Below are 25,184 nucleotides of genomic sequence, written 5' to 3'. Positions count from 1 at the left end.
CATTTCACGCCTATGTCCTGCTGTTGCAGCCGCCAAGGACCAGCATGACGCCGCCCATGCCCACTGACGATCCCTTTGCCTTTCTGGGCCATGACGGGTCTGCCGCGCAGCTTGTCCGGGACTTTGCCTGGGGCACCACGCCCCTGGGCCGGGTCGAGACATGGCCGCAATCGCTGAAGACCGCGACGGCGCTGCTGATCCATTCCCCGGTCCCCATGGTCATGCTGTGGGGCGAGTCGGGGGTGATGATCTATAACGACGCTTATTCCGTCTTTGCCGGGCATCGGCACCCGGCGCTGTTCGGGTCGAACGTGCGCGAAGGCTGGCCCGAGGTCGCGGATTTCAACGACAACGTCATGAAGGTGGGCCTGGGGGGCGGCACGCTGGCCTATCAGGACCAGGAACTGACGCTGCATCGCAAGGGCTATCCCGAACAGGTCTGGATGAACCTGGACTATTCCCCGGTTCTGGACGAGGACGGCAAACCCGCAGGCGTGATCGCCATCGTCATCGAGACGACCGACCGCGTTCTGGCCGAGCGCCGCAACCGAGAGGAATTCCAGCGCCTGCAACGCCTGTTTGCCCAGGCGCCCACCTTCATGGCCATGGTCAGCGGTCCCGATCGCCGCTTTACCCTGGTCAACCCGGAATACCGCAAGCTGATCGGCGGACGCGACGTGATGGGCCTGACCGTCCGCGACGCCCTGCCCGAGGTTGTCGACCAGGGCTTTTTCGACCTGCTGGATCATGTCTTCGCTTCGGGCGAGGCGGTGACGCGTGCGGCCCAGCCCATCCTGCTGCGTTGGCGGGACGAAGGGCCGCTGGAGGAACGGTTCGTGGATTTCGTCTATCAGCCCATCCGGGACGAGGACGGCACCATCGCCCAGGTCTTTGTGCAAGGGTCCGACGTTACCGAACGCGTCCGGGCCGAAAACCACCAGCGGCTGTTGATCAACGAACTGAACCACCGGGTCAAGAACACGCTGGCGGCGGTCCAGTCGATTGTCACCCAGACCCTGCGCCACGCCGCCAACCCCGAAGATGCGTCCCGGGCCATCACCGCGCGGATCATGGCGCTGTCGGGCGCCCATAACGTGCTGACACGGGAAAGCTGGAACGGCGCCGATCTGCGCACCCTTGTCGAAACCGCGATCCATCCCTTTCAGGGTCCCGGACCCGACGCCTTCCAGTTGTCCGGTCCCGATATGCGGGTCGGTCCCTATGCCGCGATCTCCATTTCCCTGGCCTTGCACGAACTGGCGACCAACGCGGTCAAGTATGGGGCGCTGTCCACGCCCGCAGGCAGGGTGCGGATCGGCTGGTCGGTGGGCGCCGACCAGGTCTTCCGGCTGGAATGGATCGAAACGGGGGGGCCGGTCGTTACCCCAAGCGACCGCCGCGGCTTCGGTTCGCGCCTGATCCTGCAAGTGCTGCCGGATCAACTGCAAGGCGCGGCGGAACTGGAATACAGGCCTGCGGGAATCGCGTTCCGTTTGACCGCATCGGTCGATGCGGTCAGCGACCAGGCAGCCTGAACGGAGGCAGCGATGGCGCGGATTCTGATTGTCGAGGACGAAGTCCTGGTCGCCATGCTGCTGGAGGATATCGTCACCGACCTGGGCCATGACCCGATCGGCCCGATGATGCGCCTGCAACCCGCGCTGACCGCAGCCGAGACCGGGGATTTCGACTTTGCGATTCTGGACATCAACCTGGCGGGCCAGCAATCCTTTCCGGTGGCCGATTGCCTGCGGCGGCGGGGCATCCCCTTCATCTTCGCCAGCGGCTATGGCGGGGCGGGGCTGGGCGAAGGGTATTCGGACATCCCGGTGCTGCAAAAGCCCTATGATTCCCGTCAGATCGCCCAGATGATCGCGGCGTCCTCGGGGTTGCAGGACGCGCCGCAGACGTAACAACGGCCCCCGGTTGGCGGTGCGCGGCGGGGACGGTAGTCCCCGGCCTATCCTTTCACGCGACGCTTGCCAGCAGGCGTGCCACATGGTCGGGACCGGCGGGCACGATCCCTGTCGGGTTCAGCGCCTTGATCGAATAATACCCGGCCTTGATGTGGTCCAGGTTCACCGTTTCCGCCACGCCCGGCAGCCGCAGGATGCGTTCCTGATAGGCCGACAGGCGCGGGTAATCCGCGATGCGGCGGATGTTGGTCTTGAACAGCCCGTGATAGGCCGCGTCGAACCGGATCAGCGTCACGAACAGGCGGATGTCGGCTTCCGTCAAGCGGTCGCCGAACAGGAAATCTCCGGTCAGCCGATCCTCCAGCCGGTCCAGCATCGCGAAGACGCCCGCCACGGCCTCGTCATAGGCTTCCTGGGTGGAGGCGAACCCGGCCTTGTAGACGCCGTTGTTGAGGCTGTCGTAAACCTCGGCGTTCAGGGCGTCGATGTCCGCGGCCAGGTCGGCAGGATAAAGGACGGGCCTGCCCGAAACCAGGTCGGCGAAGGCGGTGTCGAACATCCGCAGGATCTCGGCGCTTTCGTTGCTGACCGCCGTGTCCGTCTGTTCATCCCACAGCAGGGGCACCGTTGCCCGGCCCGTATAGCGGTCATCGGCGCGGCTATAGAGTTCGTGCAGATGGGCCGCGCCATGCAGCGGGTCGGTATCCGCGCCCGGATAGCCGCCGAAGCCCCAGCCCTGATCGGTCAGCACCGGGTTGACGACCGTGACGGCGATCAGATCCTCAAGCCCCTTCAGCTTGCGCGCGATCAGCGTGCGCGACGCCCAGGGACAGATCAGCGCCACATACAGGCGGTAGCGCCCTGCTTCGGCCCGAAAGCCGCCGGTCCCCGTCGGGCCGGGGCGGCCGTCGGCGGTGATCCAGTTGCGAAAGGAAGACACCTGCCGGACAAACCGCCCCTGGTCGTCCTTGGCCTGCACCGGGTGCCAGTCGGTTGTCCATGTGCCGTTCACCAGCATGATTATTCTCCTGCAACGATGGGGGTCGTGCCGCACGAGGGGCGGCACGAGAGGGGGGGTCAGGCGCGCCGGGTCGTCGGCACCAGGGCATAGGGTCCGTCGCCCATGGCGGCGATCGACGCCTGCACGATGGCCCACATCACCGGATATTCCCAGCCGCCGTTCGGGTTCGACCAGTTGAAGCCAAAGCCGCCATGGCCAAAGATGGCGGCCCCCAGCAAGACCGGCACCAAGGCCAGCGAAACCAGCCGCACCTTGATCCCCAGGATCAGCGCAAGGCCGCCGCCGATCTCGGCCAGCATGGTCAGCAAGCCAAGCGCGCCGGGCAGGCCCAGGGATTCGAAATATCCGGCGGTGCCTGCGGGGGTAAAGACGAACAGCTTCACCAGTCCGTGGAACAGGAACAATGCGCCGGTCGTCACGCGCAGCGCGAGGATGCCCAAGGGGGCGGTCTTGAGGTCGGTCATGATGGTTCTCCGATGGGAAGGCGGCGGAAGCGGCCTTGCGTTGTGATGTCCTCAATATGCGGCTGGGGCAGGCTGGCGGAAATGGCGGCATTGTGGTATCACTGTCGCCATATCGTTCCGAATGGGGTGGGCATGGATCTTGTCGATGGAATGCGGGTCTTTGTCGCAGCGGTCGAGACGGGATCCTTTGCGGGGGCAGCCGGCCGGGTCGGCATCTCTCCCAAGCTGGCGTCGAAATACATGGCCGAACTTGAGGCGCGGATGGGCACGCAGCTTTTGTATCGCACCACGCGCCGCCTTGGGCTGACCGCCGCCGGGCAACGGCTGATGGCCCAGGCCCCCGAATGGCTGGACCAACTGGACGAAATGGCAGCCGAGATGCGCGACGCGCAGCGCGGGTTGTCGGGCACGATCCGCGTTTCCGCGGCGCTGACGCATGGAGAGGTGCTGCTGGCGCCCATGCTGCGCCGGTTCCGCGCGTCCCATCCCGGCCTGACGATCGACTTGCGCTTGTCGGACCGCTTTGTCGATCTGGTGGCCCAGGGCATCGACCTTGCCGTGCGCATCGGCAAGCTTGACGATTCCGCGCTGATGGCCCGCAAGCTGGGAACCATGAGCCTGGTCCTGGTCGCCTCGCCCGCCTATCTGGAACGGCATGGCCACCCCGCCTCGCCCGATGACCTGGCGGACCATGCCTGCATCCGTGACACCAATATGCGCGGTGACGGCAGCTGGCCCCTGACCGATGGCGGGCGCGACTGGCGCATTGCCGTGACGGGGCATTTCCTGGTCAACAGCGCGCGGGCGGCCTGCGATCTGGCCATGGGGGACGAGGGGATCGCGATATGCCCGGACTATATTGTCCGCGACGATCTGGACCGGGGGCGGCTGGTGCGCGTCTTGCCGGATTTTCATGGCCCGCGGCTGGACATCCATGCGGTCTATCTGCCGCAACGCCGCCTGACCCGCCGCGCGCGGGCGCTTCTGGATTTCCTGGTAGAGGCGTTTGGCGGGGACGGCCCCTGATCCGTCAGGGACGCGAGCCTGACCCGCCCACACGCGCCAGCAGGATCACAGGCAGGATGCCGACCAGGACAATGGCCAGGGCGGCAAGGGCCGCTTCCTCATAGGTGCCGCGCGCGGCCTCGCCATAAAGGTGGGTCGCCAGGGTTTCGAAATTCAGCGGGCGCAGCAGCAGGGTCGCGGACAGTTCCTTCATGCAATCGACAAAGACCAGCAGACCGGCCGCCGCCAGCGCTGCGCGCGACAGCGGCAGATGGACATGGCGCAGCGTGGCCGAGACGCCGTGGCCCAACGTGCGGGCGGACTGGTCATAGCTGCGGGGGATGCGGGTCAGCCCGGCCTCGACCGCGCCGATGGAAATGGCCAGGAACCGCGCCAGATAGGCATAGCCCAAGGCCAGCCCCGACCCGATCAGCACCAGGCCGGGGTCGATGTCGAACAGCGCCTTGGCGGTGCGGCCGATCCAGCGGTCCAGCCCACCGGCGGCGATCAGGATGCCAAGCGCCAGGATCGTGCCCGGCATGGCATAGCCCAGGGACGCCATCCGGTGGATCACCCCCATCCCGCGCTGCGGAAACAGCCGCGCGGCATAGGCGACGGTCAGCCCGCAGACCAGAACGGCGACGGTTGCCAGGGCGGACAGCACAAAGGTGTTCGCGGCCTCGGCCAGCAGGCGCTCGGACAGGCCCGCGAACCGGAACCGCTTCCACGCCTCGGCGGCCAGATAGGCGGCAGGCAGGACAAAGCCCAGCACCACGGGCAGCAGGCAGACGCACAGCGCCCCCCAGCGGGCGGTTCCTGTCAGGGGCTGGCGTGCCATGGGGCGGGCGCGTTGCGCGCTGACGGAATAGCGTTGCTTGCGCCGCGCCCATCGTTCCAGCGAGATCAGCGCGATCACAAGCACCAGCATGGCAAGCGCGATCTGCGAAGCCCCCGCCAGATCCGACCGCGTGACCCAGGTCGTATAGACTGATATGGTCAGCGACCGGACGCCCAGGAATTCGGACGCGCCGATGTCGTTCAGCGTTTCCATCAGCGCCAGGCTGACGCCCACCGCGATGGCAGGTCGCGCCAGCGGCAGGGCCACGCGCCACAGGATCCCACGCCGCGTGGTGCCAAGGGTCTGGGCGACCTCGACCAGGTTTGCGGCCTGGGTCATGAACATGGCCCGCACCGGCAGGTAAACGTAGGGATACAGCACGAGCCCCAGCAGAACGATCGCCCCGGTCATCGACCGGATGTCGGGCAGGCGGAAATCGCGTGGGCTGTCAAAGCCAAGGACCGCCCGGACCGCCGACTGGAACGGACCCAAGGGATGCATCATGTCCAGATAGGCATAGGCCACGATATAGGTCGGCACCGCCAGGGGCAGCAGCAGCGCCCATTCCAGCATCCGTCGCCCCGGGAAATCATAGGCCGTCACCAGCCAGGCGACCAATGTGCCGATCCCCGCTGTCAGGACGCCCACGCCCGCCATCAGGATGGCCGTCTGCATCAGCGCATGGGGCAGGACGTGGCGCCCCAGATGCGACCACAACCCCTCTGATCCCTGGGCTGCCTGCCAGCCAAGCGCCAGCACCGGCACCAGCACCAGCCCCGCGATCAGCAGGCTGGCAATGACCCAAGACCCCCCGCGAAGGCGGAGGGCCGGGGATGTCAGGGAAAACGTCCGTTGGCGCCTTGCGGCCCCGTCGTCAGTTGTCGAAGCCAACGCGGTCGACCAGTTCGCTCGCCTGCTGGCGGTTCTTGACGATCTCGGTCAGGGGAACCGGATCGACCTTCAGGTCGCCAAAGGATACGATGATCGGGTCGATGGCGGCACCGGGCTTGACGGGATATTCGTAATTCGCCTCGGCATAGATTTTCTGCGCCTCGTCGGAGGCCAGGAATTCCAGCAGTTGCACGGCCTGGTCGCGGTTGGGCGCGTGTTTCGCCACCGCAGCCCCGCTGATGTTCACATGGGTGCCGCCATCCTCGAAGGTGGGCAGGATCACCTTGATCGCATCGCCCCAGGCGCGCTGTTCGTCGCCGCCCTTGCCGGACCGCATCAGGCCCACGTAATAGGAATTGGCGATCGCGATGTCGCAGATGCCGCCCAGGATGTCCTTGGCCCCGTCACGGTCGCCGCCGCCCGCCTGCCGCGCCAGATTGGCCTTGAGGCCGGTCAGCCATTCTTCGGTCTGGGCCGCGTCGTGATGGGCCATGAAGGCGGAAAACAGCGCGGTGTTATAGGGATGCTGGCCCGACCGGATGCAGATGCGGCCTTTCCATTCGGGATCGGCCAGATCCTCATAGGTGATGGCGTCCAGGTCCAGGTCGCTGGCGGCATAGATCACGCGCGCGCGCATCGACAGGGCGAACCACTGGTTGCCCGGATCGCGCAGGTTTTCGGGAATGGCCGTGGTCAGCGCCTCGGATTCGACCGGCTGGGTCAGGCCCTTGTCCACCAGATCGGCCAAGTTGCCCACGTCGACCGCCATCAGCAGATCCGCGGGCGAGCTTTCGCCCTCGGACGCGACACGTTCGGCCACGCCGTCCTTGAGAAACACCGTGTTGACCTTGATCCCGGTGGATTCGGTAAAGGCTGTCAGCAAAGGCTCGACAAGGCCGGGTTCGCGGGATGTGTAAAGGTTCACTTCCTGGGCCTGGACGGCGCCTGCCGCCAAGGCGGAAAGAAGTGCGATCGGTGCAAGTTTCATCATGTCCCTCTTAGCCGGTAAAACCGTTGCAAGGGTCATACGCAGTTGCGGAAAGGTAGTCTAGTATTTTCGTCAAGTTTCCGGTTTCAGCACATCGCGGGCCGGATCCTCGGGAAATACATGGATCTGAGCGCCGTTCAGTTGCAGGCTGACCTTTTCGCCGACCCCCATCGGGATGCGGACATGGGAATGCATCCGCAGCGGCTGGGCCAGGGGATGGACCATGATGTCGATCTGTTCGCTTTCCCCCGTAAAGGTCTTTTGCACGACGCGGGCGGAAATTCCCTGACCGTCGGGACCGATGGAAAGGGCCTGGGGGCGGATGCAGGCCAGGGCAAGCGCGCCGTCCGGCAGGTCGAGGTCGGCGGGAAAGGTGCCGATGGGGGTCTCGATCCGGCCCCTGGTCCAGATGCCGGCCAGGCGGTTGCACGGTCCCATGAATTCGGCGGCATAGGCCGAACGGGGCCTGTCATAAATCTCGAACGGCGTGCCCGCCTGTTCGATCCGGCCCCCGCGCATCAGCACGATCAGATCGCCCAGGGCAAGCGCCTCTTGCGGGTCGTGGGTGACGATGATGGCGGTGGTGCCGGTGCGGCGCAGGGTTTCGACCGTTTCGCGCCGAACCTTTTCGCGAAGACCCTGGTCCAAGTTCGAAAACGGCTCGTCCATCAGCAGGATCGCGGGTTCGGGGGCAAGCGCGCGTGCCAGGGCCACGCGCTGCTGTTCGCCGCCCGACAGCGAATGGGGATACCGGTCCAGCAGATGCGCGATGCCGATACGCTCGGCCACCTGGACCACGCGGGCGCGCCGCGCGGGGCGGGGCAGGTGGCGCAACCCGAAGGCCAGGTTATCCGCCACGTCCAGATGGGGAAACAGGGCATAGTCCTGGAACATGAAGCCGATCTTGCGGTTCTCGGGTTCGACGAACCGATCGGGGCCTGTCACCTCGGCCCCGCCGATGCGGATGCGGCCGCCCGGGTCCGGGCGGTCCACGCCGGAAATGATCCGCAGCAAGGTCGATTTTCCGCATCCCGACTGTCCCAGAAGGCAAGTGATCCTGCCCGGCGGAATAGCCAGAGAGATGTCCGACAGCACCGAGCGGCCATCGAAATGGCGCGACACCTGTTCCAGTTCCAGCGATGATGCCGGGTTTGCGGACATGACCTGGCCCTTTCCTGATCCCGGCCCCGAAAGGCAGGGACGGCTGGGCCTTTGCTTATCCGGTCATGCGCGCAGGCTCCAGCCCGTCAAGCCGCCGCTGACGCGCCGGAACCGTGAAACCGCCCCGCGCCCGGCAGGCAGGTCACCAGAAATCCATCCGCGTCTGCAAAAGCCCGGTCAGCGATTCGGCGTCCTGGTCCAGGAAGATCACCCCATAGCCGTTCCCAAGATCAAGAAAGGCCGCGTCACCCAGATCCTGCACCCTGTCGTCCAGGGATGCAGGGTCGATGGGTTGGCCGTTGATGTTCTGGGTGACGATCAGGCGATCCTCGGCCGAAAAGTCGGCGATGATGTCGACCCCGTGGGCGCTGCGGAACTGGAACTGGTCCGCCCCCGCGCCGCCGACCAGGAAATCGTCCCCTGCGCCGCCGTTCAGCGCGTCATCCCCGTCGCCGCCGTCGATCAGGTCGTTTCCGCGCCCGCCATGCAGCGTGTCGTTCCCCGCCCGGCCAAAGATCGAATCGTCCCCGCGCCCCAGATCCTCGGTCGCGGCGACGAAATCGTTGCCCTCGCCCCCGTCGATGTTGTCGTCGCCACCGCCTGCATCCACCCAGTCATTGCCGGCGCCGCCCGTGATGCTGTCATCGCCGAAGCCGCCATGGACCGTGTCGTTTGCGGCGCCGCCATCCAGCCGGTCGTTGCCGTTGTCGCCCTCCAGCCGGTCATTGCCTTCGCCGCCGAACAGCAGGTCGTTGTTCAAGCCGCCCGACAGCGTGTCGCGCCCCGCGCCCCCCAAAAGGATGTCGCGCCCCGCATCCCCGTCCAGCAGGTCGTTGCCGTCGCCCCCCAGCAGCAGGTCGTCGCCGTCCTGCCCGTCCAGCGTGTCGTTCCCGGTCCCGCCATGCAGCAGATCCGAACCAAAGGATCCTAACAGCCCGTCATTGCCCGCGCCGCCGAACAGCCAGTCGGACGAAACGCGCTTGGCTGCGGACCAGTCGTCATGGGACAGCCCCCCGCGGGCGGGATCGGTCAACCACCGCACATCCAGAACATCGTCGCCCGCGCCCCCGAACAGCAGGTTCCACCCCCCACCGCCATGCAGGGAATCACCGCCCGCATAGCCGACCAGAACATTGTCGCCCAAGCCGCCCCATATCGTGTCGCCGCCGCTTCCCCCAAGCCGCAGGCCCGTGGACAGACTGTCCAGAAAGGCGGCAATGGCCGTGTTCGCAAGATCCTGCCGTTCCGCCAGGGCCGCCGCAAGGTCCGGGTTGGCCGGCAGCAGGGGGGAAAGGCCGTCGGACAGGAGGGTCGAGGTCGAATATATCGTCATGGTGTTTTTCCAGTTTGAAATGGCCCGATGCCTTCTGCCCGGATGCCGGCCCTGAACCAGGCCACCGTGCAGATGTTATCGCCGCCCCGCCCCGCGGCGATCCAAGAAATAGAAGCAATTTTAACTAATTAGAGATCGGCTGTTCCGGCTCTCTCGCTTAGGTTGAGCGTCGTTAGGTCAACAGCAAGGAAGGGGCCACCATGGCCACGATACCAGGAGGCGCTTTCAGCGATTTCTTGTTCGGGACATCGCTTTCGGACTTCATCTCTGCCGGGGCGGGGCATGACACGGTCATGTCCGGCTCGGGCGACGACATCGTCTACGGCGGGACGGGCGACGATCTTCTCAATGGCGGCTCGGGCGAGGACCGGCTGCTGGGTGACGAAGGGAACGACCAGCTCCTTGGCGGCTCGGGCAACGATTCGCTTGGCGGCGGCACAGGCGACGACACTCTCTCCGGCGGCGCGGGCGACGACTATATGGAAGGCGGCGCGGGCGACGACCTTCTTGCGGGCGGTGCCGGAAACGACCGGCTTGATGGCGGCGCAGGCGACGATGCGCTGTCCGGGGACGCCGGAAACGACCTGTTGTCGGGCGGTTCGGGCGACGACACCCTGACCGGCGGTGCAGGCGATGACAACCTGAACGGCGGCGCAGGCGACGACCAGCTTTTCGGCGATGCCGGGGACGATCTTCTGCTGGGCAACGACGGCGACGATCTGCTGGTGGGCGGCGCCGGACGCGACACGCTGGACGGCGGCGCGGGCGACGACAACCTGTATGGCGGCGCGGGCGACGACCTGTTCGTCTTTTCGGGCGGCGGGGATGTCGTGATGGACTTCACGGACGGCGACATCCTTCAGATTTCCTCGCGGCTCGAGGGGGTCACGCTTGGTTCTGCCGATGAGGTTGCAGAATTCGCCATTGATCTTGGAGACGCGGGAACGCTGATCGACTTTGGCCAAGGCGACAGCGTCCTGCTGCATGGCATCGCCTATGACGACGTGACCTCGGATCCGGGGCGCTTCTTCACGGTGGTCTGAAACGGATTCTTAACCGAGGCCTGATACTGACGGTCCGGGCGCCTCTTGTGCCCGGACCATGCCGATCGATTTCCGTCCTTTCGTTCTAGGCGTCAAAAGCATGAACATCCCCGTTGATAGAAAGCTTTGCCCATCGGACCGGCCTTCATTTCCCGAAAAGATTGGGGAAGCGACGGCCATCGCCATGGGCGCGTCGCTAAGCGCGGTGTTCTTCGACCGTCCCGCAGGCCGTCGCGACAGATTGGGGGCGGAGCAGGACGGCTTGCCCATCCAGCGTCCGTTCGTTGCGGTGGAACTTGCCCTTTCCTCCGGGGGGGTGCGGCACGTACTGTTCGTCCCTCAGGGCCGCGGCACCCTGCTGTCGCGCCATCTGGTGCTGCGTTTGGGGGGCAGGCCCGTGGCCGAGATCGACCCGAACTGGCTGCAACTGCCGCAGGACGATCTTCCGGCGCTGACCGCGCAGCTTTCGGCGCAAGGGATATCCAGGTTGCTGCGGGTGATGCTGACCACCGGGGCGTCTCTTTTCGCCGGACAGGCACAGGCTGGCCTGACAGAGGCAATCCCGCGCCTGATGGACATTTGCAACATCCCGGCCTGCACGCCGGTCGCACGGACCGACATCGCCGGGCGATCGCTTGTCAGCTATTTGGTTCCCGGCCTTTCCAGCCTGCCGCATCCGGCCGATGCCGTTGCGCTTGTAGAGGGACGCCTGGTCCGCCTGTCCGAGGCTGACTGTTTTGCAGAAGACGACCTGCTGCACCTGCTGCTTCCGCCTGGACTTCCCTTGGGTCAGGTCGTGGCCTTTACTGACGCCCCGTTGCGATTGGCCCCGGCGGATGCCGCGCCCCGCCATCCGGCCCCGGCCTGGATTCGGGGGCGCGGCAAGCCGTGCCGTGACTGGCTGTTCGCGCGCATCGGGGGGGGCACCGCCGCCGCGCTTGAACAAGAGCTTGCGGGCGGCCTGACCGAACCGACAATCGCAATCCGGCATCTTTCCCAGGTTCCTGCGGGGTTGCTGCACCTGCTGGTCTTGCAGGATCCCTCTCGCGTGGTTCGCAAGGTGCTTCTGGATTGGCAGGGGGGGCAGATCGATCTGATACCCTCGCACGGGGCTGATGGAACCGCCGTGCTGGCTGGCTTTGCCAACCTGGCGGGCAGGACAGGCGGCAGTGACACGTGCCGGATCCGCGTCCTGCATCATTCGGGCCGCCTGCGGACGCTGGCCGAGGCACGGGTCGCGGCCTATGACGGAAGCATCCCCCCTGGTTTCGAGGAAGCCTGGACGGAGGGTGCCGATACCCTGCGGCCGCTGGCGCAGGCTCGCGCCGCATTCCGCCGAAAAGCTCCGCCTTTCGTAAGCCAGTCCTTCGGTCCGGTGCAGAGATGCGGCCTGCGGATCGTCACCTCCATCGGCACCTCGGCCGATGTGATCCGGGCGCGTGCCGCCCTGATTCTGGCCGAAAACCCCGTCATCCCGGTCGAGGTTGTCTGCACCATGACCGAAGGCCATTTGGCGGTGGCTGCGCGCCACGCCCTTGCCCAAACCGCTACGATCTATGGTATTCCGCATCGGCTGGTGCTGTTGCCTGATTTCGCGACGGCGGGCGAACGTCTTTGCGCTGCCCTGAGCCATGCAGGGAATGGGCCCGCCCTTGTGCTGGGTGCCGATGTCCTGCCCCAGGGGCCGGGTTGGCTGTCCTTCTGGCTGCAGCGCCTGCGCAGGCGGGCGGTGCTTGCCCCCGCGCTGCTGGCAAGCGACGGCTCCATCGCCGCCACGCGCGAAGGTCAGGATCCCGTCCGGGGCTTGCCTACAGCGCATCTGCCTGCCTCGGGGCGCAGGGCCGACAGGCCCTTGGCCAGCTGCCTGGCGCTTGGGCCTGCGGGGATCGCCCGGCTTCTTGACGCCGCGCCTCATCCCGACCCGACCGTCTGGATTGCCGGGGCCGTGGGGGGCACGGCCCGGACCGAAACACGTTTTCCCTTTCACCGCTTCGGTCCCGCCACGGTGCCGGGCGCATTTGCCGCAGCCCTTGCCGAAACCGAATTCACCCTGATCGGAAAGGATCGCGAATGACCCTTCAGGTCTTGCAGATCGCCCATGATCACCCTGCCTATACCAGCGGCGGGACGGAATTTCTGGCCCATGACCTGACAACGGCTCTTGGTGCCATGGGCGGGGTCCGCGTCAGGTTCCTGGCCGCGACCACCTCTCTGCAACGCCCCGACGACGCGCCGGGATCGTTGGGGATGCAGGGGGCCGACCACCTGCTGCGGACCGGCCGCTATGACCGGTTTTCGATGCTGCGGCAGGACGGAACCGACTGGATAGCATCCCTGGATCGGCTGCTGGGCAGCTTTCGCCCGGATGTGGTGCATCTGCATGGTCTTGACCGCATCGGGGCCGAGGTTCTGGCCGTCCTTCGCCGCCTTGTGCCGCAAGCCCGGATCGTGCTGACGCTGCACGATTACCAGATCCTGTGTCCCAATGACGGGCTGATGCTGACGGTGCCCGATGGCACGCGATGCCGAAAGGCCGGGCAGGACCAGTGCCGGGGCTGCTATCCTGCGATGCCAGCGGCGTCGCATCTGCTGCGCAAGGCGCATTTGACGGCGCTGTTGTCGCTGGTCGACCGGTTCATCGCGCCATCGCGCTTTCTGGCTGAACGCGTTGTCGAATGGGGCTTGGATGCGGGACGGATCGCGATCCTGCCAAACCAGGTTCGGCGAATGGCGCATCCCCAACGCAGCCCGCGCCCGCGTCCCGACCGCTTTGCCTTTTTCGGCAACATCGCCCAGCACAAGGGCATCTTGCCGCTTCTGGCCGCAGCACGCCTTGCCGGGGACCAGATGACGCTGGACCTGCACGGCGGCCTTGGCCATGCAGATGATGAATTCCGCCGCGCCTTTGACCAGGCCCTTGCGGCGGCCCCCAATGTCAGCCATCGCGGCCCATATCCGCGCGACGATCTGCCTGCGCTTATGGGCAGCGTCGACTGGGTGGTGCTGCCGTCGATCTGGTGGGAAAACGCCCCGCTCGTGCTGCTCGAGGCGCAGGCGGCAGGTGTGCCGGTGATCTGCTCGGGGATCGGCGGCATGGCCGAGATGGTGGAACACGGCAGGACCGGCCTGCACGTTCCCCCCGGGGATCCCCGCGCCTTGGCCGATGCCATGCGCGCCGCCGCAACCGACCGCAAGGGCCATGCCCGCATGGCCGCGGCGCAGCGCGCGCGCCAAGACGACAGTGCCTATCGCCGCTTTGTCGACGCCCATCTGGATATCTATCGCAGCCTTTCAAAAGGGGTTCCCGCATGAGTCCCGCTGACGGAGCCTTTTTCGGCATTGCAGAAGATGCCGCCCTGGTGCCGGATCTGGCGATCATCCTGCCAGGGGGGCAGACGCTTCTGGCGCTTTCGAATCTGGGCGATGCGCTGCCCCGGACTGGCTTTTGCAGCGATGCGCCCTGGCGGGCAATCTGCTGGCCCGCGCAGCAAGGGCGCGCCGGACTTGCCCTTGTCGGGGCGCCGCTTGTCGGAACCGGCTGGCTTCGCGACCAGGCGGGTCAGGAACATCGGATCGCGCCATCCCGCGCCGTGGATGTGGCCCCTGCGCCGCTTGCCGACTTCGTCCGGCGCAACGGGCTGAACATCCGCGAGGTGTTCGATTTCCTGATCGAACTGACAGCCGAGGAAGCCCGCCCCGGCGACAGCGATTTCGCGGCCCGCTTCCTGTCGCTTGCAACCGATGCAGACGGTTTTGTCGAAATCCTTGCCTGCCCGGACACTGGGGGGCTTTTCGCTCAGGGTTGGGCGATGTCCCTTGCCGCCGGGCGTCACGCTCTGGCCCGCCTGGACGGCAGGATGAAGGCCTGCGACGCCGATGTGGCGGTGTTTTCGCGCGAGGATATTCCGGCGCCCGGCATGGGGTTCTGCCTGTTCAGCCTGGAGTGGCGCGGAACCGATCTGGAGGGGACGGACTGCCTGTTCTATGAACAGGACGGCGTGCTGAAACGGCTTGAAATCGTGCGCGGAACCGTTGTGATGCTGCACGGGGAAGCGGCGGCCAACCATGTTCGCCAGATGCTGCCCCGGTTGGCGGGCGACGGCAAGGCCGTGGGCATCCACCGGCGCATCTGCCGCCCGCGTTATCAAGGGGTCGACACGCTTTCCTTGACGCCGCTGCCCCTGGCGGCTGCCTTTGATGCGGTGTTCCAGGCCCCTTCAGGCGGCCTGCTGGCGATGGGCTGGCTGCTGGATCCGCTGCGTCGCGTCGAACGGGTCATCGTCAAAAGCACGGCCGGGCTTTACGCACCCCTTCACGACCGCTGGAACCCGCTGCCGCGCGACGATCTGAACGCGGGCTTTGCCGGCGATCCGCGCTTTGCCCGGCTGCTGGATGCCGCCGACAGCACCCATGGCTTTGTGGCCTTTGCCCCGGGCCGGCCCCCGCAAGGGGATGAAGATTTCTTTCTGGAACTGGTTCTGGACGACGGCACCTGCCTGTTCCGCCCGCTGACGATCACGCGCCTGGCCGGGCGCGAACTTCTGCCGCAGATCCTCTCTGCCATGCCGCTGCACGATCCGGCGCTCGACCTGATCGTCGAAAACACACTGGCGCCGTTTCTGGCGCAACTGCCCGCCGATCCAGTGAAATTCCGCAACACGCAGCGGCCCATCCCCCTTTCTTCGCAGGAAGGAGAGATTACCGCGGTGATCCCGCTGTCCCGCCTGAACCATCTTCAGCCGATGATGGCCCTGTTGTCCGGCACGCCCGAGGCCGGCCGGCTGGATCTGGCGGTTGTCATGACCCGGGCCGAGGCGGGGGGCATGGCTGCGCGGCTGAAGGATCTGTTCGCCTTCTACCGTCTGCGCGGGCGGCTGCTGCTGGTCGCAGATCAAACTTCTCTTTGCACCCGGATCGAGGCGGGGCTTGCCCTGGCCAAGGGTCCGCGCGTTCTGATCTGGCAGCCCTCGGTGCTTCCGGCGGCTCCGGGCTGGCTTGCCCTGTTGGAGGCCGAACTGGCGGGGCTTGGCACGCCTGGCCTCATTTCGCCCACCCTGGTTTACGAGGATGGGTCGATCTTCCATGGCGGCGACGGGGGTGCCGATGGCGCCCTGATGCTGGGCTATCCCCGGGGATGGTTGGCCCGGGGCACCCCGCGGCCCATGCCGGCAGGCGCGGCGCAACTGGCACTGATCGACCGCGAGGCGATGGCAAAGGCCGGCGGTCTCCGGGGGCATCTTTACTCCGACGCGATGCTTCACCGCGACCTTGCCCGCCGCCTGCACGAAGGGGGTTTCGGAACCTGGGCCTCGCGCAGCGTTGATTTCTGGATGCTGGACGACCTGCCCGCAGCCCCGGATGGACTGACGCGTCTTCTGGAAACGGTTGATTCAGCATTGCTGGGTAACACTGGGCCAACCGCCAGCGGAGCCCGATTCGGATGAAAGCCCTTGTTCTCAGCCACGCCCATCCCGCCTTTTCGATCGGCGGGGCGCAGGTCGCATCCTATAACCTGTTCCAGGGCATGAGGCAGCAGCCGGGATGGAACGCGCATTACATGGCAGGCGTCGGCCCCCCGGTCGCTCGGCACGGCGCGACGCCCTTGATGTCGCTGGGACAGGCGCCGGACGAAACGCTGTTCTGGACCAACGACTATGACTGGTTCCACCTGGGCCTGAACGACACCGATGCCCTGATGACGCATTTCGAACGCTTTCTGTCCGACCTGCGGCCCGATGTCGTGAATTTCCATCATGTCATGGGCTTCGGCATTCAGGCGATCCGCGCCGCGCGCCGCGCCCTGGGCGATGTGCCCATCGTCTATACCCTGCATGAATACCTTCCGATCTGTGCCCATCATGGACAGATGATCAAGGCAAGGTCGGGGGCGCTTTGCATGAAGGCCTCGGCGTCCGATTGCGGCATGTGCTTCCCGGACATCGGCGCACCGAACATGCTGCGGCGCGAACTGTTCATCAAATCCTTTTTCAACCAAGTGGACGCCTTCGTTTCTCCGTCGCGGTTCCTGTTGAAACGGTTCGGGGACTGGGGCCTGCCGCGTGAAAAACTGGTGATGATCGAAAACGGCCTGGACGGCGGTCCTGTTGCCCCAACCCGCACCTTGCCTGCGGGCGGACGCCGCAACCGGTTCGCCTATTTCGGGCAATTGAATCCCTTCAAGGGCATCAAGGTTTTGGTCGAGGCCGTGACCCGCATCCCTGAAAAGATCTGGGGCGATGGCATCCTGTATGTTTTCGGCGGCAACCTGGAGCATCAGCCCGATGACTTCCAGGCCCAGGTCAAGGAGCTGTTTCGCCTGTCCGGCCGCCGCCTGCGCTTCATGGGATCCTATAAAAGTGCCGACCTGCCGCATCTGATGCGCGAGGTGGACTGGGCCATCGTGCCCTCGACCTGGTGGGAAAACGCCCCCGTCGTCATCCAAGAGGCATTTCACCACCGCCGCCCGATCATCGCGTCGGACATCGGCGGGATGTCGGAAAAGGTCCGCGACGGGATCGACGGGCTGCATTTCCGCGTGTCCAACCCCGAAAGCCTGGCCGAGGCCATGACGCGCGCGATGGATCCGACGCTTTGGAATCGCCTGCATGAAGGCATCCAGCCCCCCACCACGGCGTTTGAATCGGCCCGCCTGCACGCCGCCTTGTTCGAAAAGGTCATGGCCCGCAAGTCCGAACCTGCCCTGGCGGCCAACCATGTCTGACCGTGCCGGCGCAACCCCCTGGCGTGCGGCCCTGGTCGATCTGGCCAAGGGCGTGGCGGCCGCAGGCTTCATAGGGTTTTTCGTCAACCTTCTTTACCTGTCGCTGCCGTTGTACCAGGCGCAGATCTTCGACAGGGTGATCTCGTCCGCGAATTTCGACACCCTGGCGGCCCTGACGATGATCGTGGCCTTCATGTTCATCTTCCAGGCCATGCTGGATTTCCTGCGGTCCCGCCTGCTTCTGGTCACCGCGGCCCGGCTTTCCACCACACTTGGCCGCCCTGTCTTCCAGGCCGCGGTCGAAAACGCGCTGAAATCCGGCACCGCCTCGGCTGCCACAGCAATGCGCGACCTGAACGGGTTGCGCGGCTTTGTCGCCGGGGGGGCGATCACCCTGCCGATGGACATGGCTTTCACGCCGATCCTGCTGGTGGTGCTGTCGTTGCTGCATCCGCTTTATGGCCTGGTTGGGCTGTGCGGCGCGGGTCTTCTGACGCTGATCGCGTTGGCGACCGAAATGTTGGCCCGGCGTCCGGCCGCGAACGCACTCCAGAAAAACGTCTTGCTGCAATCCAATACCGCCAATGCCATCCGCAATTCAGAAGTGATCGCGGCCATGGGGATGTTGCCCGATCTGGCGCGGCGGTGGCGGCGCGGACAGGCCATCTCGCTGGACAGCATCGAGGCGGGGGGAAACACGGCCAAATTCCTGGCCGCCCTTGCGCGCGGATCGCGGGTCGGCCTTCAGATCGCGGTGATCTGCACCGGGGCCGCCCTGGTTATCCGCCAGGAAGCAAGTCCGGGGACCATATTGGCCGCAGCGGTGATCACGTCGCGGATGCTGTCCCCGTTTGAACATTTGATCGATGGGTGGCGGCAATGGGTCAACGCCTTTGCCATTGCCCAGCGGCTGCGCGACCTTCTGCGCGATGGGGCGCGCACCCGATCAACCGTCAAGGTGCCGGTCGGACGCGCCGAACTTGTGGTGGATCGCCTCGGCTATGTGCCGACCGGGCAGGACACGCCCTTGTTGCGCAATATCAGCTTTTCGATCTCTCCGGGGGAAATGGTGGGCGTGATCGGCCCGTCGGGCGCAGGGAAATCAACCTTGGCCCGACTGGTTGTCGGGCTGTGGCCGCCGACAACGGGAGGGATCTTTTTGGACGGGCAGTCCACCTTTCTTCACGAAAGGGCCAGTTTCGGCCAAGCGGTCGGCTATCTTCCCCAGGAGCCGTTGCTTCTGGATGGAACCGTGCGGGAAAACATCGCCCGGTTCCGCGATGTTCCTGTCGAGGATGTCGTGGCCGCCGCGCGCCAGGCGGGTGTCCACGACATGATCGGCCGTCTGCCGAAAGGCTATGAAACGCCCCTGGTCGATGGCGGTTCGCGCCTTTCGGGCGGGCAGCGGCAACGGATCGCCCTGGCGCGCGCAGTGTTCGGGACTCCGAAATTACTGGTTTTGGACGAACCCAATTCCTCGTTGGACGCCGATGGTGAGGCCGCGCTGATCGAGGCCGTGGAACGCGCCCGCGCCTTGGGTGCTGCGGTGCTGATCGTCGCACAACGGATGTCGATCCTCAACAAGGCTGACCGCCTGCTTCTGCTGCGCGAAGGCGCCGTGGCGCAATATGGCGACAAGGCCGAGGTGCTGGCGGCATTCGGTCCCAGGCGGCGCGAATTCGTTGCAGCAGGAAAGGCGCGCCTGTCATGAGCGTGATGTCCGACGACGAAGCCCTGACAGCTTATCGGCCCGTCTTTCTGACCGCGCTTGCGATGATCCTTTTCCTGGTCTGCACCCTTGGGGGATGGGGGATCTATGCGCGACTGGACGGTGCCGTGGTGACGCAGGGCGTCGTCCTTGCGGAAAGCAGGCGCAAGACGGTCGAAAATCTGGAAGGCGGCATTTTGTCCGAATTGCTGGTGGCTCCGGGGGACCGGGTCCGCGCGGGCCAGCCGGTCGCCCAGCTTGACACCACCCAGGACCGAGAGCGTTTGGCGCAAATGGAATCCGAACATCTTGCGCTGACCCTGGACATCTGGCGGGTCGAGGCCGAGGCAGGGGGGCTTTCGCTTGACCCGGCACAGGCCCCTCGGGCCGATCCGGCCAGGATCGCCGCACAGATTGCGTTATACGACGCGCGTCTTGCCCTTCATCAGGGTCAGATCGCCTCGATGATGCGCCAGGCAGACCACCTTTCGGCCCAGGCCGACGCCAACCGCGCCCAGGCCCGCGCCTCCCAGCGTCAGATCGACAGCTGGACGCAGGAACACGCCAATACCACAGCCCTGGTCGAACGCGGCGCGGCAACCCGGCAGAAACTGCGAGAGATCGACCGCAACCTTTCCGTTCTGGAAGGGGAGCGTGACGAATATGCTGCCTTGGCGCAGGCGAACGAACGGGAGGGGGCGCGTGTCGCCGCCGATATCTCGACCTTGCGGCAGCAGCGCGTGGCAGAGGCGGCCGAGTTGCTGGCCCAATTCCGCCGCGCCCTTCCTTCGCTTCAAGCCCAGATTCGCGCAAGCGAGGATATCCTGCACCGCCGCACCCTTCGCGCGCCGCAGGACGGGTTGGTGGTCGATATTCCGGTCGTGACGCCGGGCGCGGTGATCGGTTCCGGCGCCGTGGTGATGGAGATTTTGCCCGATGCGGATGCCTTGGTCGTCCAGGTGCGGCTTCCGCCCGAATCCATCGACACGGTCCATGTCGGCCGCAAGGCACGGGTCAGGCTGACGGCTTATCGACGCGCCACGGCCCCCATGATCGACGGCGAAGTGACCTATGTGTCCGCCGATCTTCTGGAAGAACCTCGCGATGGCAGCCGCTATTTCGAGGCGCGCGTCAGGCTGGACCCGGCGGCCCTGGAACAGCAGCCGGACATCGCGTTGACGGCGGGCATGCCGGTCGAGGTGGCGATCCAGACCGGCGAACGGCGCGCGGGCGATTATCTGCTGGAACCCATCCTGCGGCATCTGCGCAAGGCGATGCGGGATGAGTAAAAATCTTAACCTTTCCGCGCGACAGTCGCCAAGGGAAACAGGGTGGACAAGATGAGCGAAAGTGACTTCACGCTGAAGCACGCCGATCTTCCGGCGCTTGACCGGGTTGGCTTGCGCCTTCCGGGCCTTCTTCAGACTGGCCGGCTTGCCGCCGGGTCGCGGATCGAAGGGCCGACCTCGGTCATTGCGACAGTGACGCCGGGGGCGTTTATCGACATCGGCGCATTCTGCAATCTCAGCGGGGGGACGATCAACAATGTGCGCTTCGGTCGCTATTGTTCGATCGCATCGGGCGTGGTCATCGGGATGCACGAACACCCGACCGATTGGTTGACGACCTCTCGGACCGCATACTTTCCGCAGGTGAATGGCTGGCGCGACCTTGTCGCACCGGACCGCCGCGACGAAATCAGGCGCGGCCTGCGCCCCTTCAAGGACAGTTGTCCGATCACCCAAATCGGCGACGATGTCTGGATCGGGCAGGGCGCGTTCATCAAGTCGGGGGTGACGGTCGGCACCGGGTCGATCATCGGCGCAAGGGCCATCGTGCTGCGCGACGTGCCGCCCTATTCCATCGTGGTGGGAAGCCCGGGACGGGTGGTGCGGCCGCGTTTCCCCGAGGCGACGGTGGCGCGCCTGCTTTCCCTGCAATGGTGGCAGTACTCGATCTTTGACCTGTTCTCGGCACCGCTGGATGATATCGACGCCGCCCTGGATCGGATCGAGGACATGGTGCGGTCGGGGCAGCTTGCGCCCTATGAGGGCCCCGTTGTGGCCGCAGGCAACCTGCGTGACCCGCAGGGCCTTGCCGCCGATCTTGCGACCCGCTTTGTTCCGCCGGTGGCGCAGGCCAGTTGATCGGGTTTCCGACAGGATCGCAGTGCCAGGCAGGGCACCGGATTTTCATGAAACCATGAACCTGACGATCTGATCCCATCAGACTGTCAGACCGCATTGGAAGGCTTTCCCATGACAGACCAGACGCCTTTTCCCCAGATTGCAAAGGAGCCGCGGCTTTACGGCGTGGTTGACGTGCTGCGCGCGGATCGTGTGGCGGGCTGGGTCATCGACCGCACGGACGCGGCCCGATGCGCAACGGTCGAACTGCGCCGCGAGGGGCGGTTGATCGCAACCATGACCGCCAACCGGCCGCGCAAGGATCTGGAACGCCAGGCCGTGGGCACCGGATCCTATGGTTTCGCCTTCACCTTTGATCCGCCGCTTGAGGAAGGGATGGAGTTCACGGTCGCAGTCACGGCGGTGTCGCATGACGGGGTTGCGCTGCTCCTGCAACCGGTCGGCGCAGCAGCCAAGCCGATCTCGGCCGAGAAGAAGGCGCTTGGCCGCATCCTTGCCGAACTGGCTGATCTGCGGGCGGATGTCGGCACCCTGCGTCAGGATGCAGCATCGGCCGAGGAAAACCGCGCGCGGTTCCAGGAACGGCTGGAATTTGTCCAGTTGCGGCTTGAAGGCGGGATTTCGGCGGCAGAACCGCCCCGCAGCGAGCCCGGATGGCTGGCCGGGGTGGCAGTGGTGGGTGCGCTTCTTGCTATAGGATCGCTGGCCCTCGCGCTTTTCTCATTATGGAGTGGGTAAGGCGGACATGAACCATATTGGTGCTTTCCGAGATTTCAAAGAAGTCTGTCGGTCCGCAGCCCTACCTTGATGAGCCATGGCGGAAAAACGTTCCTGTCCCGATCCCGGCTTTTGAAATCCCAACGCGCTGCTAGACCAGACCCGCCTTGGCGGCCATGCGCGGTCAGGTCACAGGTCCGCTTACCGTTTCAGGATCGACACCAGATCCAGCCCCGTTGTCACCCGACTGCTGAGGTCGAGGTCGTTCTTGATCTGCTGGAGATGATCCTGCATCAGCCGTGCTGCGCCGTCGGCGTCGCGGTTGCGGATCCGGTCCACGATGCTGGAATGGTCGTGGTCGCGGCAGTCGGTCATGTCATGGGCGCCGAAGATGCCGATGATCAGCGAGGTGCGGGTGATCATCTCCTTCATGATCCGCATCATGGTGGGATTGCCGGCGATCTGCGCCAGCAGGCCGTGAAACTGTCCTGACAGGCGGATCGCGTCGCGGCGGCGGCCCGCGTGATGGGCCTTGTGTTCCTGTTCGATATGATCGGCCAGCATGGCGACCTGGGTGTCGGTGGCGCGCGCCACGGCCAGGCGCACGATCGGGGGTTCCAGCATCAGCCGCGCTTCGAATACCTCGTGGGCCTGCTCGCTTGTGGGGCTGGCGACAAAGGCGCCGCGATTGGCGTGAAGCTCCACGATCTGACGGCTGGCCAGCAGCAGCAAGGCGCGGCGGATCCGCATCCGGCCAACGCCGAAGGCATCGCACAAGGCCGATTCGGAAAGCTTGGTTCCGGGGGGCAGCCGCTGTTCGATGATTGCCTCGAAAATATGCTCGACGATGTCTTCTTCGCCAATCTCGGCGGCATCTGCTTGTGCGTCCGCTGCGTCCATCGGCAATCGTTTCCCCGCAATATGCTGTTGTTCCCCCCGGAAATAGGGTTCTAGGCAGGCTACAGCAAGACAGCCACCCTTTCCAGATTGTTAACAAAAAAGTTGACATTGTTGTTAACTGGTTCAGCATGGAGGGGCGAATATTGCGAAAAAGCGCCGCCGCCGGTTTCACTCCACCGCGCAGGAAGGCGCAGGAACAGGGAGCCATCATCATGCTGCGCCGTCATTTTCTGAAATCCACCGCCTTGGCCGCCGCCGCCAGCCTGGCCTTGATCCCGGCCGCCTATGCCCAGAACCCCACGCTGAAGATCGGCTTTGTGGGCGTCACCTCGGGTCCTGCCGCCGCTTGGGGCATTTCGAACCAACGTTCTCTGGAGGCGCGGGCGGCCTGGCTGAACGAGCTGGGCGGCGTCAAGATCGGCGATGCCACCTATGACATCCAGATCGTTCCCTTTGACGACCAGAAGGATCCCAAGCGCGCCATTGCCGGGATGGAACGCATGGCCCAGGAAGGTGTGCATTACGTCGTCGGCCCGAATGTCGATGACGGCGCCGCCGCCGTTCGCCCGGTGGCGGAACAGAACGGCATCATCTATTTCCCCTATGCCTTCCCGAAAGAGCTTTACACCGCGCCCGCATCGAATGCGATCCTGGGCATGGTGGCGAATTATCAATCCGGCCCGGCGATCTATAAATACCTGATGGAAAACAAGGGCATCAAGAAGGTGGCCTTTGTCGCCGCCAACGAATCCGACCCGTTGAGCCAGCGCGATTCCGGGGTCGAGGCCGCCAAGGCCCTGGGGCTGGAGGTGGTGTCGGATCGCGTGACCTATCAGGTGGACACGACCGATTTCACCCCGGTGCTGCTGCCCGTGCTGCAAGCCCAGCCCGACCTGCTGGTCCTGGCCGGCGTGTCGCCCGCCAACGCGCCGCAACTGATCCGGTCCGCGCGCGAACTGGGCTATACCGGGCTGATTTCCACCGAGACGGCGCAGGATGCCAGCGTGCTGGCGGAAGGCGCAGGCGATCTGGCTGAGGGATTCATCTCGGTCGGGGGCGCCTCGACCGAGGAACTGGCATCGGACGCCATGCGCGAATTCGTGGACCGCTATACCAAGATGTTCGGCGAATATAACGATGAATCCAACACCAAGGTTTATGCCCTGGAATACATCATCGAAACGCTGAAGGCGAACCCGGCGGCCATTGACGATGTCGAGGCGTTCAAGACGACCATCGACACCTTCGAGGCCCCCAACCCCTTCATGGTGGGCGATGCCAAGCTGCGCTATGTCGGCGAAAGCTCGTTCGGGCAGAAACGCCAGATCGCGGTGCCCCTGGTCGTGAACGAATACCGGGGCGGCCAGTTCGAGACCCTGTTCGTGGCCGAGGTGGACTGACCACGGATCGCCGGGGTCCGCCGGGCGGACCCCGCATTTCAACGACAAGGGGCGCGCGGATGGAACAGATCATCGCAAACGGCCTGTATCTTGGCGCGCAATACGCGCTGATCGCACTGGGCCTGACACTTATCTTTTCGCTGATGAACGTGCTTAACTTCGCCCATGGGCAGATGTATGTCTTTGGCGGGTTCGTCTGCTATACGGTCGTGGCGCAACTGGGAATGCCGTTCATCCTGGGGCTGATCGCATCGGCCCTGGTCCTGGGGGTAATGGGCGCGCTGATCGAGCGGTTCCTGTTCCGCCCCGTCATCCGACGGTCGAAGCGCGACGAATCGACGATGCTGCTGGCGGCGGGGATAGCGTTCTTCCTGGATGCGGTGATCCTTTTGCTGTTCGGCGAAAAGCAGCGTGGCGTGCCCAAGATCGTGAACGGGGTCTTCAACTGGGATTTCCGGCTGATCATGCCCTATGACCGCATCCTGATCGGGGTGCTGGCCATCGGCCTGATCATAGGCTTCATCCTGTTCATGCAATATTCCAAGGCGGGCCGGGCCATGCGGGCGCTTGCGCAAGACCGGACGGCGGCGCAGCTGATGGGCGTCGACGTGGACCGCTATTCCATGGTCGGATTCGCCATGGGCGCGATGCTGGCGGGACTGGTGGGCGCGCTGCTGGTCACCATCACCGGGGTCAACCTGGGGATGGGCGGGCCGACCTCGATCAAGGCGTTCCTGATGATCATGATCGGGGGCGCGGGCGTCATTTCCGGCGCCATCGCCGGGGGCCTGATCCTGGGCATGATGGAAAGCGTCGGGCTGTCGGTCCTGTCGTCCTATGGCGATGTCACCTATCTGGTGATCTTCGCCACGCTGATGGTCTTTCTTGCCATCCGGCCGCAAGGCCTGATGGGCAAACCCTGGGGCTGAGC

Annotated in this window: 22 protein-coding genes; 14 read left to right on the top strand and 8 right to left on the bottom strand. The window is 65.2% G+C overall.

The features are described from left to right. Window positions 1–44 precede the first annotated feature (44 nt). Together Q5701_RS05550 and Q5701_RS05545 are read left to right on the top strand one after the other, a co-directional pair. The gene (locus tag Q5701_RS05550) at window positions 45–1,535 is read left to right on the top strand and encodes a sensor histidine kinase (RefSeq protein ID WP_306754231.1); all 1,491 of its coding nucleotides are present in this window, start codon (window positions 45–47) and stop codon (window positions 1,533–1,535) included. A gap of 12 nt (window positions 1,536–1,547) precedes the next feature. Beyond that, complete coding sequence (locus tag Q5701_RS05545) at window positions 1,548–1,913, top strand: response regulator (protein WP_306754230.1); 366 nt, start codon at window positions 1,548–1,550, stop codon at window positions 1,911–1,913. A 55-nt stretch (window positions 1,914–1,968) separates the two neighbouring features. Here the strand turns inward: Q5701_RS05545 and Q5701_RS05540 are convergent, their stop codons facing one another. Continuing rightward, window positions 1,969–2,934 carry a glutathione S-transferase family protein gene (locus Q5701_RS05540; RefSeq protein WP_306754229.1) on the bottom strand — a complete coding sequence of 322 codons (966 nt, stop codon included), beginning with the start codon at window positions 2,932–2,934 and terminating at the stop codon, window positions 1,969–1,971. Between the two features lie 59 nt (window positions 2,935–2,993). Continuing rightward, complete coding sequence (locus Q5701_RS05535) at window positions 2,994–3,401, bottom strand: DoxX family protein (protein WP_306754228.1); 408 nt, start codon at window positions 3,399–3,401, stop codon at window positions 2,994–2,996. Between the two features lie 132 nt (window positions 3,402–3,533). Here Q5701_RS05535 and Q5701_RS05530 point away from each other — a divergent pair, with 132 nt between their 5' ends. Beyond that, complete coding sequence (locus Q5701_RS05530) at window positions 3,534–4,427, top strand: LysR family transcriptional regulator (RefSeq protein ID WP_306754226.1); 894 nt, start codon at window positions 3,534–3,536, stop codon at window positions 4,425–4,427. A 4-nt stretch (window positions 4,428–4,431) separates the two neighbouring features. Here Q5701_RS05530 and Q5701_RS05525 read toward each other — a convergent pair whose 3' ends face one another. From Q5701_RS05525 to Q5701_RS05510, 4 genes are all read right to left on the bottom strand, one after another. Beyond that, the gene (locus Q5701_RS05525; protein WP_306754224.1) at window positions 4,432–6,135 is read right to left on the bottom strand and encodes an ABC transporter permease; all 1,704 of its coding nucleotides are present in this window, start codon (window positions 6,133–6,135) and stop codon (window positions 4,432–4,434) included. Further along, window positions 6,119–7,126 carry a Fe(3+) ABC transporter substrate-binding protein gene (locus Q5701_RS05520; protein ID WP_306754223.1) on the bottom strand — a complete coding sequence of 336 codons (1,008 nt, stop codon included), beginning with the start codon at window positions 7,124–7,126 and terminating at the stop codon, window positions 6,119–6,121. Before Q5701_RS05520 ends, Q5701_RS05525 begins: the two co-directional genes overlap by 17 nt. A 69-nt stretch (window positions 7,127–7,195) precedes the next feature. Beyond that, on the bottom strand, window positions 7,196–8,284 hold the full coding sequence (locus Q5701_RS05515; RefSeq protein WP_306754222.1) for an ABC transporter ATP-binding protein: 1,089 nt from the start codon (window positions 8,282–8,284) through the stop codon (window positions 7,196–7,198). Window positions 8,285–8,426: 142 nt separating this feature from the next. Further along, complete coding sequence (locus tag Q5701_RS05510) at window positions 8,427–9,617, bottom strand: calcium-binding protein (protein WP_306754220.1); 1,191 nt, start codon at window positions 9,615–9,617, stop codon at window positions 8,427–8,429. Between the two features lie 200 nt (window positions 9,618–9,817). Between Q5701_RS05510 and Q5701_RS05505 the strand changes: the two genes are divergently transcribed. From Q5701_RS05505 to Q5701_RS05465, 9 genes are all read left to right on the top strand, one after another. Further along, a complete protein-coding gene (locus Q5701_RS05505) occupies window positions 9,818–10,660 on the top strand; it encodes a calcium-binding protein (protein ID WP_306754218.1) in 843 nt (280 codons plus the stop codon). A 184-nt stretch (window positions 10,661–10,844) separates the two neighbouring features. After that, a complete protein-coding gene (locus Q5701_RS05500; RefSeq protein WP_306754217.1) occupies window positions 10,845–12,734 on the top strand; it encodes a hypothetical protein in 1,890 nt (629 codons plus the stop codon). Continuing rightward, window positions 12,731–13,972, top strand: a complete 1,242-nt coding sequence (locus tag Q5701_RS05495) for a glycosyltransferase (RefSeq protein ID WP_306754216.1) — start codon at window positions 12,731–12,733, stop codon at window positions 13,970–13,972. Before Q5701_RS05500 ends, Q5701_RS05495 begins: the two co-directional genes overlap by 4 nt. After that, the gene (locus Q5701_RS05490) at window positions 13,969–16,104 is read left to right on the top strand and encodes a hypothetical protein (RefSeq protein ID WP_306754215.1); all 2,136 of its coding nucleotides are present in this window, start codon (window positions 13,969–13,971) and stop codon (window positions 16,102–16,104) included. The genes Q5701_RS05495 and Q5701_RS05490 overlap by 4 nt, the downstream gene beginning before the upstream one ends. Beyond that, the gene (locus tag Q5701_RS05485) at window positions 16,101–17,381 is read left to right on the top strand and encodes a glycosyltransferase family 4 protein (RefSeq protein ID WP_306754213.1); all 1,281 of its coding nucleotides are present in this window, start codon (window positions 16,101–16,103) and stop codon (window positions 17,379–17,381) included. Before Q5701_RS05490 ends, Q5701_RS05485 begins: the two co-directional genes overlap by 4 nt. After that, entirely contained in the window at window positions 17,374–19,092 is a 1,719-nt protein-coding gene (locus Q5701_RS05480) for a type I secretion system permease/ATPase (protein WP_306754211.1), read from the top strand. The genes Q5701_RS05485 and Q5701_RS05480 overlap by 8 nt, the downstream gene beginning before the upstream one ends. Then, the gene (locus Q5701_RS05475; RefSeq protein ID WP_306754209.1) at window positions 19,089–20,378 is read left to right on the top strand and encodes an HlyD family type I secretion periplasmic adaptor subunit; all 1,290 of its coding nucleotides are present in this window, start codon (window positions 19,089–19,091) and stop codon (window positions 20,376–20,378) included. Before Q5701_RS05480 ends, Q5701_RS05475 begins: the two co-directional genes overlap by 4 nt. Window positions 20,379–20,429: 51 nt before the next feature. Then, window positions 20,430–21,236 (top strand): CatB-related O-acetyltransferase, encoded by an 807-nt coding sequence (locus Q5701_RS05470; protein ID WP_306754207.1) that lies wholly within the window; start codon window positions 20,430–20,432, stop codon window positions 21,234–21,236. A 111-nt stretch (window positions 21,237–21,347) separates the two neighbouring features. Further along, complete coding sequence (locus Q5701_RS05465; RefSeq protein ID WP_306754205.1) at window positions 21,348–21,974, top strand: hypothetical protein; 627 nt, start codon at window positions 21,348–21,350, stop codon at window positions 21,972–21,974. A gap of 180 nt (window positions 21,975–22,154) precedes the next feature. Here the strand turns inward: Q5701_RS05465 and Q5701_RS05460 are convergent, their stop codons facing one another. Then, entirely contained in the window at window positions 22,155–22,853 is a 699-nt protein-coding gene (locus Q5701_RS05460) for a GntR family transcriptional regulator (RefSeq protein ID WP_306754204.1), read from the bottom strand. Between the two features lie 59 nt (window positions 22,854–22,912). Next, a complete protein-coding gene (locus Q5701_RS05455; protein ID WP_306754202.1) occupies window positions 22,913–23,080 on the bottom strand; it encodes a hypothetical protein in 168 nt (55 codons plus the stop codon). On the opposite strand from Q5701_RS05455, the gene Q5701_RS05450 reads away from it, so the two are divergent. Then, window positions 23,066–24,253 carry an ABC transporter substrate-binding protein gene (locus tag Q5701_RS05450; RefSeq protein ID WP_306754200.1) on the top strand — a complete coding sequence of 396 codons (1,188 nt, stop codon included), beginning with the start codon at window positions 23,066–23,068 and terminating at the stop codon, window positions 24,251–24,253. The two genes, Q5701_RS05455 and Q5701_RS05450, sit on opposite strands and share 15 nt — an antisense overlap. 59 nt (window positions 24,254–24,312) lie before the next feature. After that, window positions 24,313–25,182, top strand: a complete 870-nt coding sequence (locus tag Q5701_RS05445; RefSeq protein WP_306754198.1) for a branched-chain amino acid ABC transporter permease — start codon at window positions 24,313–24,315, stop codon at window positions 25,180–25,182. The last annotated feature ends 2 nt before the right edge of the window (window positions 25,183–25,184 follow it).

This window comes from Paracoccus actinidiae (assembly GCF_030863885.1).
Classification (GTDB): Bacteria; Pseudomonadota; Alphaproteobacteria; order Rhodobacterales; family Rhodobacteraceae; genus Paracoccus; species Paracoccus everestensis.
The sequence above is the reverse complement of the archived record's forward strand: the minus strand, read 5'-3'. Positions and strand labels throughout refer to the sequence as shown.

Coding starts and splice junctions, on each gene's coding strand:
- Q5701_RS05485 (WP_306754213.1), top strand. CDS start 16,101: ATGAAAGCCCTTGTTCTCAGCCACGCCCATCCCGCCTTTTCGATCGGC.
- Q5701_RS05450 (WP_306754200.1), top strand. CDS start 23,066: ATGCTGCGCCGTCATTTTCTGAAATCCACCGCCTTGGCCGCCGCCGCC.
- Q5701_RS05520 (WP_306754223.1), bottom strand. CDS start 7,126: ATGATGAAACTTGCACCGATCGCACTTCTTTCCGCCTTGGCGGCAGGC.
- Q5701_RS05470 (WP_306754207.1), top strand. CDS start 20,430: ATGAGCGAAAGTGACTTCACGCTGAAGCACGCCGATCTTCCGGCGCTT.
- Q5701_RS05510 (WP_306754220.1), bottom strand. CDS start 9,617: ATGACGATATATTCGACCTCGACCCTCCTGTCCGACGGCCTTTCCCCC.
- Q5701_RS05475 (WP_306754209.1), top strand. CDS start 19,089: ATGAGCGTGATGTCCGACGACGAAGCCCTGACAGCTTATCGGCCCGTC.
- Q5701_RS05505 (WP_306754218.1), top strand. CDS start 9,818: ATGGCCACGATACCAGGAGGCGCTTTCAGCGATTTCTTGTTCGGGACA.
- Q5701_RS05515 (WP_306754222.1), bottom strand. CDS start 8,284: ATGTCCGCAAACCCGGCATCATCGCTGGAACTGGAACAGGTGTCGCGC.
- Q5701_RS05530 (WP_306754226.1), top strand. CDS start 3,534: ATGGATCTTGTCGATGGAATGCGGGTCTTTGTCGCAGCGGTCGAGACG.
- Q5701_RS05540 (WP_306754229.1), bottom strand. CDS start 2,934: ATGCTGGTGAACGGCACATGGACAACCGACTGGCACCCGGTGCAGGCC.
- Q5701_RS05500 (WP_306754217.1), top strand. CDS start 10,845: ATGGGCGCGTCGCTAAGCGCGGTGTTCTTCGACCGTCCCGCAGGCCGT.
- Q5701_RS05545 (WP_306754230.1), top strand. CDS start 1,548: ATGGCGCGGATTCTGATTGTCGAGGACGAAGTCCTGGTCGCCATGCTG.
- Q5701_RS05460 (WP_306754204.1), bottom strand. CDS start 22,853: ATGGACGCAGCGGACGCACAAGCAGATGCCGCCGAGATTGGCGAAGAA.
- Q5701_RS05455 (WP_306754202.1), bottom strand. CDS start 23,080: ATGACGGCGCAGCATGATGATGGCTCCCTGTTCCTGCGCCTTCCTGCG.
- Q5701_RS05465 (WP_306754205.1), top strand. CDS start 21,348: ATGACAGACCAGACGCCTTTTCCCCAGATTGCAAAGGAGCCGCGGCTT.
- Q5701_RS05480 (WP_306754211.1), top strand. CDS start 17,374: ATGTCTGACCGTGCCGGCGCAACCCCCTGGCGTGCGGCCCTGGTCGAT.
- Q5701_RS05495 (WP_306754216.1), top strand. CDS start 12,731: ATGACCCTTCAGGTCTTGCAGATCGCCCATGATCACCCTGCCTATACC.
- Q5701_RS05535 (WP_306754228.1), bottom strand. CDS start 3,401: ATGACCGACCTCAAGACCGCCCCCTTGGGCATCCTCGCGCTGCGCGTG.
- Q5701_RS05490 (WP_306754215.1), top strand. CDS start 13,969: ATGAGTCCCGCTGACGGAGCCTTTTTCGGCATTGCAGAAGATGCCGCC.
- Q5701_RS05445 (WP_306754198.1), top strand. CDS start 24,313: ATGGAACAGATCATCGCAAACGGCCTGTATCTTGGCGCGCAATACGCG.
- Q5701_RS05550 (WP_306754231.1), top strand. CDS start 45: ATGACGCCGCCCATGCCCACTGACGATCCCTTTGCCTTTCTGGGCCAT.